The 18,710-nt window shown below is 65.2% G+C and carries 17 protein-coding genes; 14 read left to right on the forward strand and 3 right to left on the reverse strand.

Annotated features, from left to right (window positions below; translation table 11 throughout):
• Nucleotides 1–142 precede the first annotated feature (142 nt).
• The 8 genes from ABXS05_RS18055 (at nt 143) to fhuF (ending at nt 8,959) form a co-directional block, all read left to right on the forward strand.
• Nucleotides 143–655, forward strand: coding sequence for an RNA polymerase sigma factor (locus tag ABXS05_RS18055; protein WP_311940597.1), 513 nt, complete (start codon nt 143–145; stop codon nt 653–655).
• 156 nt (nt 656–811) lie between these two features.
• Nucleotides 812–1,795: a FecR family protein gene (locus ABXS05_RS18060; RefSeq protein ID WP_367624906.1), complete on the forward strand. Its 984-nt coding sequence runs from the start codon at nt 812–814 to the stop codon at nt 1,793–1,795.
• A 95-nt stretch (nt 1,796–1,890) separates the two neighbouring features.
• Entirely contained in the window at nt 1,891–2,169 is a 279-nt protein-coding gene (locus ABXS05_RS18065; RefSeq protein WP_367624907.1) for an antitoxin, read from the forward strand.
• Nucleotides 2,170–2,183: 14 nt separating this feature from the next.
• Nucleotides 2,184–2,573: a type II toxin-antitoxin system VapC family toxin gene (locus tag ABXS05_RS18070; RefSeq protein ID WP_367625117.1), complete on the forward strand. Its 390-nt coding sequence runs from the start codon at nt 2,184–2,186 to the stop codon at nt 2,571–2,573.
• A gap of 363 nt (nt 2,574–2,936) precedes the next feature.
• Complete coding sequence (locus ABXS05_RS18075; protein ID WP_367624908.1) at nt 2,937–5,369, forward strand: TonB-dependent siderophore receptor; 2,433 nt, start codon at nt 2,937–2,939, stop codon at nt 5,367–5,369.
• A gap of 65 nt (nt 5,370–5,434) precedes the next feature.
• Nucleotides 5,435–6,271 (forward strand): ABC transporter substrate-binding protein, encoded by an 837-nt coding sequence (locus ABXS05_RS18080; RefSeq protein ID WP_367624909.1) that lies wholly within the window; start codon nt 5,435–5,437, stop codon nt 6,269–6,271.
• Nucleotides 6,264–8,261, forward strand: coding sequence for a Fe(3+)-hydroxamate ABC transporter permease FhuB (gene fhuB / locus ABXS05_RS18085; protein ID WP_367624910.1), 1,998 nt, complete (start codon nt 6,264–6,266; stop codon nt 8,259–8,261). Before ABXS05_RS18080 ends, fhuB begins: the two co-directional genes overlap by 8 nt.
• Nucleotides 8,262–8,269: 8 nt before the next feature.
• The gene (fhuF, locus tag ABXS05_RS18090; protein WP_367624911.1) at nt 8,270–8,959 is read left to right on the forward strand and encodes a siderophore-iron reductase FhuF; all 690 of its coding nucleotides are present in this window, start codon (nt 8,270–8,272) and stop codon (nt 8,957–8,959) included.
• An 18-nt stretch (nt 8,960–8,977) separates the two neighbouring features.
• Here the strand turns inward: fhuF and ABXS05_RS18095 are convergent, their stop codons facing one another.
• Nucleotides 8,978–9,658 carry a phosphoribosylanthranilate isomerase gene (locus ABXS05_RS18095; RefSeq protein WP_367624912.1) on the reverse strand — a complete coding sequence of 227 codons (681 nt, stop codon included), beginning with the start codon at nt 9,656–9,658 and terminating at the stop codon, nt 8,978–8,980.
• A gap of 13 nt (nt 9,659–9,671) precedes the next feature.
• Nucleotides 9,672–10,538 carry a MurR/RpiR family transcriptional regulator gene (locus ABXS05_RS18100; protein WP_367624913.1) on the reverse strand — a complete coding sequence of 289 codons (867 nt, stop codon included), beginning with the start codon at nt 10,536–10,538 and terminating at the stop codon, nt 9,672–9,674.
• A gap of 142 nt (nt 10,539–10,680) precedes the next feature.
• On the opposite strand from ABXS05_RS18100, the gene ABXS05_RS18105 reads away from it, so the two are divergent.
• The 5 genes from ABXS05_RS18105 to ABXS05_RS18125 are packed head-to-tail and all read left to right on the forward strand — an operon-like array spanning nt 10,681 to nt 15,981.
• Nucleotides 10,681–11,943: an ABC transporter substrate-binding protein gene (locus ABXS05_RS18105; RefSeq protein ID WP_367624914.1), complete on the forward strand. Its 1,263-nt coding sequence runs from the start codon at nt 10,681–10,683 to the stop codon at nt 11,941–11,943.
• Between the two features lie 29 nt (nt 11,944–11,972).
• Nucleotides 11,973–12,887: a carbohydrate ABC transporter permease gene (locus ABXS05_RS18110; RefSeq protein ID WP_367624915.1), complete on the forward strand. Its 915-nt coding sequence runs from the start codon at nt 11,973–11,975 to the stop codon at nt 12,885–12,887.
• 2 nt (nt 12,888–12,889) lie between these two features.
• Nucleotides 12,890–13,726: a carbohydrate ABC transporter permease gene (locus ABXS05_RS18115; RefSeq protein ID WP_149250641.1), complete on the forward strand. Its 837-nt coding sequence runs from the start codon at nt 12,890–12,892 to the stop codon at nt 13,724–13,726.
• Between the two features lie 19 nt (nt 13,727–13,745).
• The gene (locus ABXS05_RS18120) at nt 13,746–14,948 is read left to right on the forward strand and encodes a trans-sulfuration enzyme family protein (RefSeq protein WP_367624916.1); all 1,203 of its coding nucleotides are present in this window, start codon (nt 13,746–13,748) and stop codon (nt 14,946–14,948) included.
• A gap of 40 nt (nt 14,949–14,988) precedes the next feature.
• Nucleotides 14,989–15,981: a carbohydrate kinase family protein gene (locus ABXS05_RS18125; RefSeq protein ID WP_367624917.1), complete on the forward strand. Its 993-nt coding sequence runs from the start codon at nt 14,989–14,991 to the stop codon at nt 15,979–15,981.
• A gap of 6 nt (nt 15,982–15,987) precedes the next feature.
• Here the strand turns inward: ABXS05_RS18125 and ABXS05_RS18130 are convergent, their stop codons facing one another.
• Nucleotides 15,988–16,749: a potassium channel family protein gene (locus tag ABXS05_RS18130; RefSeq protein ID WP_246683519.1), complete on the reverse strand. Its 762-nt coding sequence runs from the start codon at nt 16,747–16,749 to the stop codon at nt 15,988–15,990.
• Nucleotides 16,750–17,079: 330 nt separating this feature from the next.
• Between ABXS05_RS18130 and ABXS05_RS18135 the strand changes: the two genes are divergently transcribed.
• Nucleotides 17,080–18,615 carry an ABC transporter substrate-binding protein gene (locus ABXS05_RS18135; RefSeq protein WP_367624918.1) on the forward strand — a complete coding sequence of 512 codons (1,536 nt, stop codon included), beginning with the start codon at nt 17,080–17,082 and terminating at the stop codon, nt 18,613–18,615.
• The last annotated feature ends 95 nt before the right edge of the window (nt 18,616–18,710 follow it).

Raw genomic sequence — 18,710 nt, forward strand, 5'->3', positions numbered from 1 at the left:
ATTCTTATTTATATTTCACATAGAGACAGATAATCTGTACAATTTAGAATTAGTATAAATCATTTCGGTTGAGAGGCACTGCTTTTCTGGATAATGCTTGCGTAATTGCCCGGCATCGCCGCCCGCTCACAGATTTCGCTCCATGAACAGCCGCAGTCACGACATCGAAACTCTCTATGCCGCGGAGCGGCCTCGCCTGGAGCGGACGCTGCGGCGCAAAGTCAGGAGCCGGGATGCGGCGCTCGATCTCATCCAGGACATGTTCCTGCGGATCTGGGAGCGCACCAGCGACACCACCGGCAACGCATCGGCATTCCTGACCCGTTGCGCCCGCAATGCAGCGATCGATCATCTGAGGTCGGAGTCGAGGCGCGAGCGCCTGCAGGAGGGCACGCTGCCGAGCCAATATGCGGCCTCTCCCGCAACGCCGTTCGAAATCCTCTCGGCCCGCCAGAACCTGCAATCCCTTCAGGACAGAATCGCGGCACTGCCCCGGCAGACGCGGCATATTTTCCTGCTGAACCGCATTCACGGGCATAGTTTCGTCGAGATCGCCGCGACGCTGGGCATCTCGGAGCGCGCCGTAGCAAAGCATATGGCACGAGCGCTCGCTGCCTGCGCAGCAAGCGATGGCATATCCCCGGACGGGGCCTGAGGCAACCGGCCCCCAATCCTCCACAGACGCTCGTCCCCGACGATCGCGTCGGCCGGCATCATGCGACAGGCAAGCCCGGCACAGTCGGGCTATAGTGCCGCGATTCTCTATCGCACGGTGCCATAGACGAAAAAGCGGTTTTCGAGGCCACGGATCATGGCACCCCCCCAATCCTCACGAGATGTCGAACAGGAGGCCAGGGACTGGTTCGTTCGCCGCCTCGCTGGATTGTCACGGGCCGAGCAGGCCGAATTCGAGCGCTGGCTCGGTTCCGATCCCGCTCATGCCGACGCCCTTCGCAGGACGGAACAGGTCTGGAGCGCTGCCGAACAGCCCGCCCGCCAGCTCGCCTCCAGGGAAAACGAAGCGCTCGCGCCCTATCTGCACGCCGTCGACAGAAGCCGGCGTCAGCATCGTAGCTTCCGCCGGCTCTCGGCTGCCACCCTGGTGCTGGCACTCGGCCTCGGCGGCGTGATCTGGCTGCAGAACCCCCATCTGCTGCAGAAACTGATGGCCGATCACAGCAGCGGCCGCGGCGAACGGCGTGCCATCACGCTGTCCGATGGTTCGAAAGTGCTTCTCGACGCCGACAGCGCGCTCGACGAGGCCTTCGACAAGAACGAAAGACAGGTCAGGCTCCTGCGCGGCACCGCCTCTTTCGACGTCGCCCCCGGCAAGGCTCCTTTCGTCGTGCGCGTGCCGGACGGCGACATCAGGGATATCGGCACCCAATTCGACGTCAGTCTCGGCGAAGACGGCACAATCGTTACGCTCGAGAGCGGCAAGGTCGCTATCAAGGCCGAGCATATCGGCGAAGCTCTGCTGGACGAACCGGGCCAGCGCCTTCGTTTCGACAGGCAAGGCCTAGGCGAGATCGAACAGGTCGATCTCAAGGATGCGCTGGCCTGGCGCAAGGGACGCTATGTCTTCTACCGGGCCCGGCTGTCCGAGGTCATCGAGGAAATCGCGCGGTATCGGCAGGGAAGGATCGTCGTTACCGATGCGGGCCTGGGCGACCAGCGCGTCACCGGCAGCTTCAGCCTGGCCGACACGGATGCGGCACTGCAGTCCCTGCAGGCCAGCGTCGGCTTCCGGATGACCACCGTGCCCGGCGGACTCATCGTGTTCATCCGGCCGTAGGGCCGTATTGCCATTGCGATGCCGATTGCGCCGAAGCTTGGTTTGCACCGAGCGAGCATTTGGCATATACATGGCATATGCATGGAGATCCCGGCATGGCGCATCCACTCACCTCACCACCCTCGAAGCAGGTCAAGCTCTTTCGAAACAATCGCAGCCAGGCTGTACGGATTCCGGCCGAGTTCGCGCTTCCTGGGGATCGTGTGCGGATCACCCGCGATGGCGACAGGCTGATCCTTGAGCCGGTGCCGGCGGATGGCAGTGACCTGCTGACATTACTTTCTCATTGGGTAGAAGAGCCACCTTTGGGCGAAGAAGACGACTTTCCCGATGTGGACAAGGGCTTGTTGCCGCTCAAGGATATTGAGTTTTGAGCAATGCCCGCTACATGCTCGACACCAATATCGTGTCCGATCTCATTCGCCACCCCGATGGGAAAGCCGCCCGGCATATCGCCCGGATCGGTGACCATGGCCTCGCCGTCAGCATCATAACCGCCTGCGAGTTGCGCTTTGGAGCCATCAAGCGCGGCTCGGCAAGGCTGCAGGAGCGTGTCGAAGCCATTCTGCAGCGATTGGCGATCCTGGCCTTCGATGTGCCGGCCGACTGCAACTATGCCGATATTCGAGCCGCCCTCGAACGCGCAGGCACCCCGATCGGTCCGAATGATCTGCTGATCGCCGCCCATGCAGCCGCGGCGGGGATCCCTCTCGTCACCGCCAATATCGACGAGTTCGGACGTGTTCCCAATCTCGTCCTCGAGAATTGGCTGGCGTAGCGCGCCTTCATAAAAGCAACGCCGATCCCAATGCGGTTCACTCAAGCCCCCTTGAGTTCGCACAGCCTTTGTCATTGCCGGGCTTGACCCAGCAATCCAGCCCCCTACCGGTCTCGCGCACGGTTCCTGGATAGCCGGGTCAAGCCCGGCTATGACAAATCGAAGCCTTACCTCCTCACGTGAATTGCATTGGGCACTTGTCCCGATCGGCTTCGGTTCCAGGTCTCCTGCAGCGACGAAAAAATCTTCGCCAAGGGGTTCAGTGAAACCCGTCCTCGAACGTGAAGACCATGGAGGCTGGTAATCCGCAGGTGCCAAGACCGCGGGTTTGCCGGTGATCGATGATCGAGGGGACAGGTTGCGATGAGTAGGCATGGCGTGAAGCGTGTGGCCGGCAGGATGGCGGCCGCCATGCTGATGGCTGCGACGACGGCAAGCGTGGGCGTGTCGGTGGCCCGGGCGGAGCAGCCCGCCGGACAGCGTTTCACCTTCAATATTCCGGCAGGGCCGATTCCCCAGGCGCTGAACGAGATCGGGCGCGTCGCCGGTCTTTCCGTGGTCTTCCGCGAGAACAGCCCTATCAAGACGCTCGGCCGCCCGGTTCGCGGGTCCCTGACCGTGCAGCAGGCGCTTGCCAGGCTGCTGGCGGGCTCCGGCTTGAACTATCGCTTCAGCAATGCCTCCACAGTGACCGTCCTTTCTGCCGACGTCACCGCGAGCATCGGCGGAACCGAGAACTCAGGCGCGATCGAACTCGACCCGGTCATCGTCCAGGCGCAATCGGCCTGGGCCCCGGTGCAGGGCTATGTCGCCCGCCAGAGCGCCTCGGGGACCAAGACCGACACGCCGATCATCGAGACACCACAGTCCGTCACCGTCGTAACCAAGGACCAGATGGTGGACCAGAAGGTCGCCTCCCTGGCCGACGTCCTGACCTATACGCCGGGGGTCGGCATGCAGTCGCAGGGCTTCAGCCGCATGACGGATGACGTGATGCTGCGCGGCTTCGACGTCGCCACCGGCAATGGCGGCATGCTGCGCGACGGCATGAAACTGCAGTCCAATGTCTATGACAGCGCCCAGGAGCCCTACGGCCTGGAGCGCGTCGAGGTCTTGCGCGGGGCGTCCTCGGTCCTCTACGGCCAGTTGGCGCCAGGCGGCGTGATCAACGCCATCTCCAAGCGCCCGACGCCAACACCCCTGCATGAAATCAATCTCGAATATGGCAGCTATGACCGCAAGCAAGCCTCCTTCGATCTTTCCGATGCCCTGACGGCCGATGGCACCCTGCGCTATCGCCTGACCGGCCTGGTGCGGGACGCCGACAGCTGGGTCAGGCACGTACCGGACGACAAGGTCTATATCGCGCCCGCCATCACCTGGCAGCCGAACGAGGCCACGTCCTTGACGCTCCTGGCGAGCTATCAGCATGTGAATACCCGCTTCATCACGCCGCTCTACTGGAACGACGTCGCGACCGGGCGCATTCCGCGCAAGCTGTTCCTGGGCGAGGAATCCTTCGATCGCTTTGTGGGCGACGCCTATACGATCGGCTATGCCTTCGAGCACCGTTTCGACGAGACGCTGAAGCTGCGCCAGAACGCGCGCTACTACTATTCCGACGTGCGCTGGGATTATATGCAGGCTGGCCTCCTGCCCGTCACCAACGGCCAGCTCGCGCGGCGGGCCAGCGCCCGCACCGAGCGCTCCTACGGCATCACCGCCGACACCTCGATCGAAAAGAGCTTCGAGACCGGCCCGCTCAGCCACACCCTCCTGGTTGGCTTCGACTATTACCGTCGCAGCTACGACTCGCACCGCTATCGCGGCTCGATCGTCCCGCTCGACATCGACAACCCGGTCTATTCCGGCTACCCCGTCATCAACTATGGCGTCGATCGTGGCAGCGACAATCTCAGCGACCAGTTCGGCATCTATCTGCAGGACCAGATTCGCCTCGGCAACCTGACCGTGCTGCTCGGCGGGCGCCATGACTGGAACCGCGCCACGGTTCTGAACTACCTGACCGGCGCCAGGTCGCGCCAAGACGACAGCGCCTTCACCGGCCGCGCCGGGCTGGTCTACCGCTTCGACAACGGCATCGCCCCCTATGTCAGCGTCAGCCAGTCCTTCGCGCCGCAGCTCGGCCTGGACGCAATCTCCGGTACGGCACTCAAGCCCAACAAGGGCCTGCAATACGAGGCGGGCGTGCGCTACCAGCCCGAAGATACCAACCTGCTGCTCAGCGCCGCCGTCTACGAGCTCACCCAGCAGAATGTCAGCAGCTTCGACGCCCTCGGCGACGTCTATCAGATCGGCAAGGTCCGCTCGCGCGGCGTCGAGCTGGAGGCCCATTCCTCCTTCGGCAATCTCGACCTCGTCGCCAGCTACGCCTTTACCGACAGCAAGACCCTGCAGAGCGCGGTAGCCTCCACGGTGGGCCGGCCGGTGGACCTGGTGCCCCGGCACTCCGCCGCGCTATGGGCGAGCTACAAGCTCGACGATCTCGGCGTGCGGGGGCTGAAGATCGGCGGCGGACTGCGCTATGTCGGGGAAACCTACATCGCCGACAGCATCGACGTGCTGGGCAAGCCGACCCACGTGCCGGACTATCTGCTGGTTGACGCCATGGCGAGCTATGACCTCGGCGTGATCGACAAGAGACTCGACGGTGCCAGCCTGACCGTGAATGCGCGCAATCTGTTCAACAAGAAGTTCTACACCTGCGCCGGTTCGACGGGGTGCCGCTATGGCGAACCCCTGACGGCAACCGCGACGCTGTCCTATAAATGGTAACTCTCTCGCCAGGGCGGGCGGCCGTGCGGCGCGACATGCTACGCGCTGCTCTGGCTCTCCCTTTCATGGCCGTGATGGGAATTCCGGCACGTGCAGCGAGCCCGCCTCGCCTGGTCGCGCTGGATCTGCTGGCGACCGAGCTTCTTGTCTCGCTCGGCGTCAATCCCGTGGCCGTGGCCAATGTCGCGCTCTATCGCAGGCTCGTCGCCAAGCCAGCGCTTGCCGATGAGGTCATGGACCTCGGGCCCCTGCTCGAGCCCAATGCCGAGCTGCTGCAGGCTATCCGACCCGATGCCATCGTCATGGCGGCCTGGCAGGCCGGGCCTCTGCGCCGCTTGCGCGAAATCGCGCCGCTGGTTCCCCTCGATGCGGCCTCGGCCGGCAAATCCGGCGTCGCCCAGGCGATCGGGCTGCTCGTCCAACTCGCGGAGCTGATCGGCAGGAAGGAGGCGGCGCAGGCCCTCGCTTCGCAGCTGGAGGCGACGTTTGCCGAGGCACGCACCGCTCTCGCCGGGCGAACCCGCCGATCCCTTTATGTCGGCCGCTTTGCCCAGGACGGCCGCACGGTTGCCCTGTTCGGCGGCACGGGATTGATCGGCGACAGCCTGTCCCGGCTCGGCCTCGTCAATGCCTGGGGCGGGCGCGTGAACGGGTCGGGCGTGATCTCGGTGGGCATCGACCAGCTGGCGGGTGATCCCGAGGCCAGGATCGTGCATTTCGACCGCGGCGAGGAAACCAGCAACGCCCTGGCCCGGCTTGCCGACAATCCGCTCTGGCGCGCTCTTCCCGCCGTCAAGGCCGACAGGCTGACGATGATGCCGGTGATCTACCCCAATGGCGGCGTCGCCTCGGCGATGCGCTTTGCTCGCCAGCTCGCTGAAAGTCTGCCGCACGATGCCTGAAGCCCGACTTGCAGCCAGCGGCCGTGACAGCGTCATCGGCGGGATCTCCGGCTGGATCATGGTCGGTGCCATCCTCCTCGGCCTCGCCGCGGCCCTGTTCCTGCTCAACCTTTCCCGCCTGGTCCCGCCTGCGGCCTGGCCGGCCCTGCTGGCCGGTGCCGACGACCTTCGCGCAATCATGGCGCGGGACGGGCTGGCCCCCCGCTTCTGCGCCGGCCTCCTCGGCGGCGGCGCTCTCGGCCTGGCCAGCGTGGTTCTCCAGCAGGTGCTGCGCAACCCGCTCGCCGAACCGGGAACGCTGGGGATCTTCGCGGGGGCCAAATGCGCCATCGCCGCCTCGATCATCTGGGCACCCGGACTGTTGTCGCTGGGCTGGGACCTGCCGGCGCTGGCCGGAGGCCTGGGCGTCGCCGTCTTCGTCCTCCTGTTTTCGGCGCGGTCCGGCTTCGCGCCGGCGACGGTCACCCTGGTAGGGCTGATTGCCTCGCTCGTCTTCGGCGCTTTCGGCACCATGCTGGTGCTTACCCATTTCGACACCCTCGGCGATCTCTACATCTGGGAGGCTGGTTCGCTCATCCAGAACGGATGGGGAAGCGTGCTGGCCCTGGGGCCGAAACTCGGCCTAGTGTCGCTGGCGATCGTCCTTCTGATGCGCCCGCTCTCGGCCATGCAGATCGAGGGCGCGGAGCGGCTGGGCGTACGGACGTCGCTGGTCAGGGGCGCGACCATGCTCGCCGCCGTCGGGCTGAGCGCGTTGGTCGCGAGCACGGTCGGCCTGATCAGCTTCCTCGGCCTTGCCGGCGCAGCCATCGCGCGGGGCGCCGGCGCGAGGCGGCTGTCGACCCGCCTGATCGCAGCCCCGCTGATTGCCGCGGGCCTGCTGGTGCTGACCGACCAGGCCCTGCTGGCGCTGGCCGGCGGCATCGAGATTCCCGCCGGCATCACCGTCATGCTTGTCAGCGTTCCCCTGCTGCTCTGGATGCTGCAACGCACGCCCGTCGCCAGCAGTGCTCCCGCAGCGATGAGCGCACCGATGCGGCTGCAGGTCGGCACCGCGCCGGCCTTCATCGGCCTTGGCTCGGCCCTGATTGCCAGTTTCGCCCTCGCCACCACGCTCGGCCCCGGCCCCGATGGCTGGCAACTCGCCCATGGCAGGCTGCTCGCCGAGCTGTCGATCTGGCGTCTTCCGCGCATCACGGCCGCCTGCTGCGCCGGCGCCATGCTTGCGATGGCGGGCTCGCTGCTCCAGCGCCTGACCCGCAACGCGATGGCCAGCCCCGAGCTCCTCGGCATCTCCTCGGGAACCGCCCTGATGCTGCTGGTGGCGACCCTGTTCCTGCCGGGCCTCGACCGCTCTGGCACGGCGGCGCTGTCCTGCCTGGCCTGTCTCGCCATACTGGGCTGCGTGCTCCGGCTTAGCCGGCGCTCGGCCTTTGCTCCCGACCATCTTCTGCTGATCGGGGCCGGCCTCGGCGCGTTGCTGGCTTCATTGCTGTCGATCCTGCTCGTCATCGGCGATCCCCGGATTCTGCGGGTGATCGGCTGGCTGTCGGGCTCGACCTATTCGGTCGATGCCGCCGAGGCACGCGCCATCGTCCTGGCAACGGCCCTTGCTCTGTTGCTGCCCTTGCCGTTGGTGCGCTGGATCGGCCTGATGTCGCTGGGCGAGCCGGTCGGCCGCTCGCTCGGCATGCCGATCGCCGGTGCGCGCCTTGCGATCGTGCTGGTCGTCGCCGTGCTGACCGGCATCGCCACTTTGTTCGTGGGGCCGTTGAGTTTCGTCGGCCTGATGGCGCCCCATCTGGCACGACGCCTCGGCACGCGGACGGCACTGGCCGAAATCTACGGTTCGGCCCTCGTCGGCGCCGTGCTGATGGTCCTGGCCGACTGGGCAGGCCGCACCATCGCCTTTCCCTGGCAGATCCCGGCCGGGCTGATCGCGACGGCCCTTGGCGGCGCCTATTTCGTCATGACGGCCTGGAAGCGGTGACAGCCACCATGCTCGCCACTCTCTTCCAGGGCCCGCTGGCCTTCCTCGCCGACAATCTGGTGCTGGGGGAGGACGCCCGCCCCCTCATTCCCGCGACCGCCCTGGTCGAGGGCGAGGATCTCGCGCTTCTCCTGGCCCGCTTCGCCGGGAACTACCAGGAGCCGGAGCCGGTCGCGGTGGCGACGCTCTGGTCGAAATGGCATTTTTCGATCCTGATACCGCCCGTCCTGGCCGCCAATATCATCGCCGGCTGGAATTTGCCGATCACAATCGGCGAGCTTGGCGTGGTCCTCTCCGAAGACGGCCGCACCGCTGCCCTCAGCCTGCCGCATGCAGGCAGCCCTCTTGTGCCAGGCACAGTCCGCGAGCGCTTCGAAAGCCTGGTCGATGGCCATCTCGCCCCGATGATCGCGGCGATCTCGCGCGCCAGCGCCCTGCCCCGGAAAGTGCTGTGGAGCAATGCCGGAACCATCGTCGAGCACAGCCTGGGCGAGCTGGAGGCCTTCCTGGGAACCGGCCACCCAGGCCTCGACCAGGCCCGCGCCTTGCTGGCGACCCGGCGCTGGAGCGACGGCACGAGCAACCCCCTGTTCGAGCCCATCCGCTACAGCGCCGAAAAAGGGCGAAGGCGCCGGATCTGCTGCCTGCGCTATCGTATGGACGGCCTGAAACTGTGCAAGACCTGCCCCCTCGACTGAGGGCAGGCCATGGTCTGCTCAGGCAGCCGCCCGCGCCGCCGCAACGAAGGCAGCGACCTTGGCAGGGTCCTTGCGAAAGCCACCCGAGGCCAGCGGGCTGTTGGTATGGGTGAGCGAATCGACCGCCCAGGGGCGCACGGCGCGAATCGCCTCCCCGACATTGTCCGGGCCGAGGCCTCCGGCCAGGATGACGGGCAACTTGCTGCGCACGACGATCTCACGGCTGAGCGACCAATCATGGGTCACGCCGGCTGCGCCGATGCCACCGATATGGGCTGCGACCGAATCGAGGATGAAGATGTCGGACACCGGCTCGAAAGCCGCGGCATGGTCGAGCGCCTCGGGGCCGGTCATCGGAATCGCCTGCAGGATCTTCAAGTCGGGATGACGCGCGAGAAGCTCGCTCCGCAACGCCTTCACCACCACGGGCGTGACCTTGGCGATATCGCCGCACAGATGCAGCACGTCCGGCCTGACGGCATCGACCATGGCGGCGATCGCCTGCGGCTCGGCCTCGACCGACAAAGCGACGCGCGTCGCCTTGCCCGCGAGCGCATCGACGATCTCGCGCGCCATCTCATTGCTGATCTCGCCGGGAAGGCCGCGGTCGGAAGGCGTCACGCCCAGGCAATCGACGCCGAGCGCCGCCAGTTCGAGCGCCTCGGCGGCGGTCTGCATCGTATAGATCTGTACTTTCATGGATGGGCCTTGTTCAGATGGATTTGGGGAGGATGGCATTGACCATGCGCTCCTCGTTGAGCTGGGCCGTGTCGGGCGAACGCGCGACCAGGGCGGCATAGAGGGCATCGACCAGCGTCAGCTGCGCGATCTGGGCCGCCATCGGCTCGCTGCGCAGTTCATGGGAGACGCTGACCAGCACGACATCGGCAAGGCGCGCCAAAGGCGAGCGCCGGTTGCCGGTGATGCACAGGGTCGAAGCGCCCTGCGTTCTGGCCTCCTGCAGGAGGAGCACGGGATCATTGGTGATGCCGGAATAGGAAATGGCCACGGCGAGATCTCCCGGCCCGAGCAGGGAGGCGTGCATGAGCTGGAGCTGCGAATCGACAGGCGCGTCGCAGCGCAGGCCCAGGCGAAAGCAGCGCTGATAGAGGGCCTGGGCCACGATGCCCGACCCACCGATGCCGCCGATCAGGATATGGCGGGCGCCGGCAACGAGATCGAGGGCGCGGGCGAAATCGCCCTGGTCGAGCATCGACAAGGTGTCGCTGATGGCCTGGATATTGGCATTGAACACCCGTTTGGCCCAGCCGAGATCGCCATCGGCGCCGGCCGCGCTTTCGTCCGGCCGGACGGCCGAACGTTCGCCGGTATCGCGGACAAGGGCGAGCTTGAGATCGGTGAAGCCGGCAAAGCCCGCGGTGCGGCACATGCGCAAGACCGTGGTGTCGCTGACCTCGACGGTCTGGGCGATGGCCGACATGGATTGGCGGATCGCCAGGTCGACATGGTCGAGGATCCACAGCGCCACGCGCCGTTCCGATTCGGAAAGAGCGGGCAACGCGCTGCGCAGCCGGCTCGCTGCCTGCCCCCCAGCCGCATTCTTGGCCTGATCGATCATGCCTGCCTCGAATCTTGCACTTGCCGTCCAGCTTCTAGCACGACCTTGTTTGTGGTGCCACTGTAGACATGTCTTTCCCAATGTGGCACCACTGCATTCAATCAAACCGAGCATATGAAACCGGTGGGGAAGGATTGAAGACATGCGTTTGCGCGCACTTGCACTCGGCGTTGTGGCGTCCCTGGCCGCGTCCTTGGCAATGAACCTGTCGGCACTCGCCGGTGAGCTGACCTTCTGGCACGCCTATTCGGGTCAGAAGGACAAGGTCGATTTCATCACCTACGCCCTGGACGAGTTCGCCAAGGCCCATCCCGACATCAAGCTCGACGTGGTGGCGGCCGAGCAATCGGCCTACAAGACCAAGCTCAACACCGCCATGGCCTCCGGCAACCCGCCGGACGTGTTCTATACCCTGCCGGGTGGCTTCCTCGGCGCCTTCGTGGCCGGCCACCAGATGTATGCCCTCGACGCCGACCTCGCCAAGGATGGCTGGGGCGAGAGCTTCCTGCCCACGGCCCTGGCGCAGACCAGCATCGGCGGCCATGCCTATGCCGTACCGATCGACATCGACGCCGCCGTGTTCTGGTACAACAAGGCCCTGTTCGCCGAAAAAGGCTGGATGGTCCCCGCCAGCTATGACGAATTCCTGGCCCTGTGCGAGAAGATCAAGGCCGATGGCCTGGTACCGATGGCGCTGGGCAACAAGGATTCCTGGCCGGCCACCTTCTGGTTCCAATATCTCGAAATGCGCCTGAAGGGTTCGGGCCTGGTCTCCGACATCGTGGCGGGCAAGGCGGACACGTCGCTCGCCCCGGAGGCCACCGAGGCCTTCACCCGCATCGCCAGCCTGTCCTCCAAGGGCTATTTCCCCGTCGGCTTCAACGGCATGAGCGACCAGGAAGCCAATATGCTCTTCCTCAACGGCCAGGCTGCGATGATGCTCAACGGCACCTGGCAGATCGGCGCCTCCGCCGACGCGCCCGAGGGCTTCGAGCTCGGCTTCTTCCCCTTCCCCGCCGTGGCCGGTGGCAAGGGCAACCCCGGCGACGTGCTGGGCGGCGTCGCGGCCGCCTTCGGCATCGCCGAAAAGACCGCCAACAAGAAGGACGCGGTCACGCTGCTGCGCTTCCTCACCTCGCCGGCGGTGATGACCAAATATGTCGAGCTGCGCAAGACCATGGTCACCGTCAAGGGCGCCACCACTGAGGCCGCCGCGGGGCCGGTGCTCTATGCCATCAGCAACGATTTGATGAGCAAGGCCGGCAAGCTCGATCCCTTCTACGACACGGCCATGCCGCCCAAGGGCACCGATGCCTATTACACTTCGCTCCAGGGCGTGCTCGACGGCTCGGTCGCACCGGCCGACGCCGCCAAGCGCGTGGAAGACGCCCTGAAGGCGAAATAGGCGCCTTCAGGCCAGGAGAGACGCATCCCATGGCAATGCAGGAAGCAGGAAAGGACTCGTCGGCCGGCCGTGATGCGCGCTATGCGTTCGCCTTCCTGGTGCCGACGCTGAGCCTGGTCGGCCTCTTCGTCGCCTATCCCGTGCTGCATTCGGGCGTGCTGTCCTTCTACCAATGGAACGGCTCGGCCACCCCCGTCTTCGTCGGCCTCGACAATTTCGTCCGCCTGGCCGGCGACGGCTTCTTCTGGGCGGCCCTGGCCCGAAACCTCGCCGTCGCCGTCTCGGCCATCGTGCTGCAGGTGCTGCTCGCCCTTGTCATCGCCTATTGCCTGGTGCGCGTCGTCGGCGCGGTCGGACGCTTCTTCCTGTTTCTCTATCTCGTCCCGGTGATCGTCAGCGAAGTGTGCATCGGCCTGCTCTGGCGCTTCATCTACAATCCCTATTTCGGGCTGCTCAATGCCGGGCTGAAGGCGGTCGGCCTCGGCAGCCTCGCCTCGGGCTGGCTCGGTCAGTCTTCCACCGCCTTCGCCGCCGTGGTGGCGGTGATGAGCTTCACCTATCTCGGCCTCTACGTGCTGCTGTTCGTCGCCGCCATCCGCAACGTGCCCGAAAGCGTGTTCGAGGCGGCCGAACTCGACGGGGCCGGCCATTGGCGCTCCTTCGTCTCGGTCACCGTGCCCATGGTGTGGGACACGGTGCGCGCCAATGTGCTGCTCTGCGTCATCGGCTCGCTGAAGACCTTCTCCCTGGTCTTCGTGCTGACCAATGGCGGCCCCAACCACGCCAGCGAGGTCGTCTCCACCTATCTCTACAAGGTCGGCTTCAACGCCTTCGAGATGGGCTATGCCGCCACCATCGGCTTTGCCCAGATGCTGCTCACCGCCATCGGCGCCTTCATCGTCTTCCGCGCGCTGCGCGGTCGCGCCGCCGGCAGGGAGGCGTGAGCATGCCGGCCCTGTCTCGCTGGAGCCCGACGCGCCTCGGCGTCCTTGCCTTCCTGTCGCTGCATGTGGCGATCGTGGTGTCGCCCTTCGCCTGGATGGCCTACAGCACGCTCAAGACCAACAAGGAGTTCATGCGCTCGGTGTGGTCGCTGCCGGCGGCCCCGAGCCTGGATGCCTTCGTCCAGGCCTGGAGCAATGGCGCGCTCGGCACCTATTCCCTGAACTCGCTGATCGTGATGGCCGGCTCGACCCTCCTCGCCGTCGCCGCGGCCACGGCCGGTGGCTACGGGCTCGCCATCTACCGCCCGCGCTGGTTGGCCGGCGTCGAGGCCGGGCTGATGGTCGCCATGGCGATCCCCGCCTATGTCGCGCTGGTGCCGCTGGTGGTGGTACTGCGCACGATGGGCCTGCTCGACACCCATCTCGGCGTGATCCTGCCGACGGCCGCCTTCAACGTGCCGGTGACTCTGTTCATCATGCGCGCCTTCTTCGTCACCCTGCCACGCGAACTGATGGATGCGGCGCGCATCGACGGCTGCAGCGAATTCGGCATCTTCTGGCGCATCGCGGTGCCGCTCGCCCGGCCGGCCATGTTCACCGCCGCCATCGTCAACATGATCTGGGTGTGGAACGACTTCCTCTTCCCGCTCGTCTTCATCAACACGCCGGCGAAGAAGACGCTGCCGGTGGGCTTGGCCGATTTCGTCGGCGAGCACATCACCAACTATCCGGTGATGCTGGCGGCCATCTTCATCGCCGCCCTCGCCCCGCTCATCCTCTTCGTCCTGTTCGAACGCCAGATCACCGCCGCCCTGACCGGCGGCGCCGTCAAGGAATGACTATTCAAGGAGTGCCCGCATGTCGTCCAAAGAGCTCGATTTCGCCAGCCGTGCCGTGTTCTACGCGCCCGAGCCGGAATCACAGTCGATCAGCTATCCCATCTACATGTCGGCCAACTTCCAATATGCCGGCGACATCTACGACCAGATCGTGGCCGGCGCGCGCAAGGACGTGAACATCTACAGCCGCTGTGGCAATCCCACCGAATACAAGTTCGAGGAGCACATGGCGCAATTGACCGGGGCGGAGGCCTGCCTCGCGACCGCCTCGGGCATGGCCGCGATCTCCCATGCCCTGTTCGGCATCCTCAAGGCCGGCGACCATATCGTCACCGACCTCACCACCTATTCCAGCACCCACGAATTCTTCGACCACCGCATCGGCGATTTCGGCATCACCGTCAGCTTCGTCGACACCACCGATCCCATCCAGGTCGAGCGCGCCTTCACCGACAAGACCAAGGTGCTCTATTTCGAGGCGCTCGCGAACCCGACCATGAAGGTGCCGCCGATGCGCAAGCTGGTGGAGCTCGCCCACAGCCGCGGCATCGTGGTGATCTGCGACAACACCTTCGCCAGCCCCGCCGTGTGCCAGCCGCATGCCTTCGGCGTCGACGTGGTGGTGGAGAGCGCCACCAAATTCATCGGTGGTCACAACGACGCGGTCGGCGGCATCATCACGCTGAAATCGGAGATCCTGCCCAAGGACTGGCTGGAGGACGTGCGCTGGAACACGCTCAACAAGCTCGGCGCGCCGCTCTCGCCCTTCAACGCCTGGCTGCTGCTGCGCGGGGCCCAGACCCTGGCGCTTCGGCTCGAAAAGCAGTGCGCCAATGCGGCCGCCCTCGCCCGCTTCCTGGAAGGGCACGACAAGGTCAAGCGCGTGTTCTATCCAGGCCTACCCTCGCACCCCAACCACGCCTCGGCCAAGGAGCAGTTGCGCAATTTCGGGGCGATGCTGTCCTTCCAGGTGGAGAGCGAGGAGCACGGGGTGCGCCTGCTCAAGCGGCTGAAGCTGTGCTCCTTCGCCGCCAGCCTCGGCGGCCTGCGCACCACCACGCAGATGCCCGGCACCATGGCGTTCCTCGACATCCCCTCCCAGGAACGCCAGGCCATGGGCATCGTCGACGGCCTGGTGCGCTTCTCGGTCGGCATCGAGCATGCCGACGACATCATCGCCGACGTCGCCCAGGCGATCGATCAGATGCATGTCGAGGTCTAGAATAGAGTCGCATCCGCCGTTCAGCGCCAAAGCGAAGATCATGCCGGCAGTGGCAATCCTCGGCGACATCAATGTCGACCTTACCCTCCAGATCCCGGCCTACCCGCCGGAGGGCGGGGAAGGCATCGCCGAGCGCCAGAGCCATGGCCTGGGCGGTTCCGGCGCCAACACGGCCCGGATCCTAGCGGGCCTGGGCCTGCCGGTGCACTTCATCGGCAAGACCGGCAGGGACAATTGGGGAGACTGGTGCCTGGCCGCGATGCAGCGCGAAGGCGTCGAGACGCGCTGGGTCCGGCGTGACGAGGCCGAGCCAACCCAGCTCAATGTCGTGGTGGTCAGCGCGAGCGGCGAGCGCACCATGTTCGCCTATCGCGGCGCCAATGCCCGCCTGGCCGCGGAGGAAGTCGATCCGGCTGCCCTGGCCGGCACGGCTCTGCTGCATCTATCGGGCTATGCCCTGCTACAGGCGCCGCAGCGCGAGGCCGCCCTCCATGCGCTCGAACTTGCCAGGGCGGCGGGAATTGCCGTCAGCCTGGACATCCCAGCCGGCATCACCGGTACGATCAGGGCGTTGGTTCTCCCTCTTTTGCCGGCAATCGATATCCTGTTCCTGGGTGAGGCCGATGCCCGTCTCCTTGCCGGCATCGGCAGCGATGCGGTTCTCGACCAGGCGGCCGAACGCCTCGTTGAGGCCGGCACCAAACAGGTCGTCGTCAAGCGTGGCGCTCTGGGATCCCTCGTCCATAGCCGACAGCCTCGGGTCGTCTCGCCTGCGGCCCAGGTCGAGGCCATCGATACGACCGGCGCGGGTGATGCCTTCGCCGCCGGCTATATTTTCGGCATCGTCAACGGCCTGGCGCCCGCCGGCGCCAGCGCCTTTGCCAATGCGGCGGGTGCCATCGCGGCCACGACCATCGGTTCGGGTGCCGGTGCCGTCGAGCGTCAAAATCTGGTGGCGATGATCGGAAACATGGATATCGAGCCCGCGCTGGCCGCCGGGATCATGGCCCTCCTTGAGGCCGGGCAGGATTGACCACCCCTACTCCCCGTCATCCGGGATGTTCAGGACATGGCCGCAGGCCTTGCAGTGCACCGCATCCGTCTCATGCCGGGAGAGCCCGCATTGGGGGCAGCTGAAATTCACCTTGTGCGGCCGTACGATCGCCTGGGCGAGGCGGACGAACAGCGACACGCCGATGATCATGGCGACGATGGAGGTGAGCTTGCCGAGATTGCCGGGCAAGGTGATGTCGCCGAAGCCCGTCGTCGTCACCGTGGCAACGGTGAAGTACAGGGCCTGGATGTAGCCATCGAAGCCGTTGGCGTAGAACATGGTATAGACGAAGCTGGAGACCAGGAACAGGAACACCGTGAGATCGATCACGGCGCGCAGCGTGTCTTCCATCTGCCGGTAGCCCGATTTGCGCAGCGCCAGCGTGAACAGATTGCTCTTGCTCAGCGACCAGATGCGCAGCACGCGCAGGAACAGGTTGGAGAAGAAGGCGGGCACCACGAAAGTGGCGAGAATGGCCAGGTCGATCCAGGTCATCGGCCGCAGCACCCACTTCTTCAGGTTCGGCGCGACGAGGGCGCTGGCCGCGAGTTCGAGCACGATGATCGCCGCGACGATGGCATTGATGGCGGCATGCCAGGCCTCGTTCTTCATGCTCGGCCCGGCAATGAAGAAGACGAGAATGCCGACATCGATGACGAAGCGCAGGATCTGGAAACTGACGGCTTTCCGGCTGGAACCGAAATAAAGCCCCCGGAGCGTCTGGCGAATATCCGCGAGCGCGATCATGCCGCTTTTCCTCTCAACCATGGGCCTCCCTGTCCAACCGGACGTCGTCCGGCGTTCAGACTAGACCAAAGCGCGTTTGGGCGGAAACGCTGCCCTACCCTAACGTCGTGCTTGGCCAAATCCTTCCGATTCTTGTTCGCCCAAGCTGTTTACTCACAAGGTTGCGCAAGCCCGCTATCCCCTTCGGGACCAGCTCTCACATCGCGCCACATCGCAAAATGCGTTCCGACGGCAAGCAGCCGGTACCATCTTGACGACACCGAAAGGGGATGCGACCATAGTCCCTAAATAAGATATATATTCCATTATAATGAATTTTGGGGAGAATCCATGAGGCGTGCTCTCAGTTTGACCGCGGTCCTTGCTGCGCTGTTACTGCCGGCAATCGGCCCGGCGGCGGCGGGACCGGAGAAAGGCGGTGTCATCGATGTCGCCACCATCGGCGAACCGCCGACGCTCGACCCGATGGCGAGCGCCACCGACATCGTCGGCATGGTCGGCCAGCACATTTTCGAGACCCTGTTCACCTTCGACCACAACTGGAACGTCACGCCACTGCTGGCCGAGGCGCTGCCCACGGTCAGCCCCGACGGCAAGATCTATGAGATCAAGCTGCGCCAGGGCATCACCTTCCACGATGGCAGCGCGATGGATTCGGCTGATGTCGTTGCTTCCCTCAAGCGCTGGCTGACCGTCGCCTCCCGCGGCCAGCAGGTCGCTCCGCTGATCACCGATATCGCGGCCACCGATGCCCTGACGGTACGCATCACGCTCAAGCAACCCTATTCGCCGCTTCCCGCTTTGCTTGCCTTCAACAATTCGGCCGCGGTGATCCTGCCGTCCGAGGACCAGGACGTGCCGCTCAGGCAGGTCATCGGTACCGGCCCCTACAAGCTCAAGGAGCGCAAGCCCGATCAATATATCCAACTCGTGCGCTTCGAGGGCTATCGCTCGCGGGACGGCGAGCCTGATGGCTATGGCGGGGCGCGCAAGCAATATCTCGACGAGATCCGCTTCGTGCCGGTTCCCGATCCCAATACCCGGATCGAGGGCGCGGTCTCCGGCCAGTTCGCCTATGCGGATTCGCTGCCCGTCGAACAGTTCGACAAGATCAAGGCCGGCAAGTCGGAGCCGGTGCTGCTCGAACATTTCGGCTGGCCGATGATCCGCATGAACGCCAAGCAGGGCGTCCTTGCCGACATGCGTGTGCGCAAGGCGGTGCAGTTCGCGCTCAGCGAGAGCGACATGCTGGCGGCCGCCTTCGGCGACACCAAATTCTATGCCGTCGACGGCGCCATGTATCCGGAAGGCTATCCCTGGCGCACGGATGCGGGCGTCGAAGGCAATTATGATGTCGCCGACGCCGAAAAGGCCAAGGCCGAGCTCAAGAAGGCGGGTCTCGGCGAGGAGGTACCGCTGCGCATCCTCACCAGCCGCCAATACGAGTTCCACTACAAGATGGCGCAGGTCGCCGCCGAATATCTCAAGCTCGCCGGCTTCAAGGTGAAGATGGATGTCGTCGACTGGGCAACATTGGTGCAGCAGATCCAGAATCCGGCCTCATGGGATATCTTCATCACCCATAGTCCCTTCCTGCCCGAACCCGCTTTGATCAACATCCTGGCGCCGGCCTCCGTCGGCTGGTGGGACACGCCCGACAGCCGGGCGGCAGTCGATGCCCTCAACGCAACCTCAGATCCGGCCGAGCGGGTCAAGCACTGGCAGCGCGTGCAGGAACTGATCATGGCGGAGGCCCCGATCGTCAAGATCGGTGACTTCAGCGCCCTCTCGGCCAAGTCTCCCAAGCTCAAGGGGTTCGAGCCTTCGCCCTGGCCGGCCTTCTGGAACGTCTATCTCGAGCAATGATCGTCGCGGGGTCGCTCGCGTCCTGTCGTCTCGGTTGCGCTGCCCCTCACCATTACCCTCTCCCCGTAAGGACGGGGCGAGGGGGACTTCGACCG

The sequence above is a fragment of the Labrys neptuniae genome (assembly GCF_040797145.1).
GTDB classification, from domain to species: domain Bacteria; phylum Pseudomonadota; class Alphaproteobacteria; order Rhizobiales; family Labraceae; genus Labrys; species Labrys neptuniae.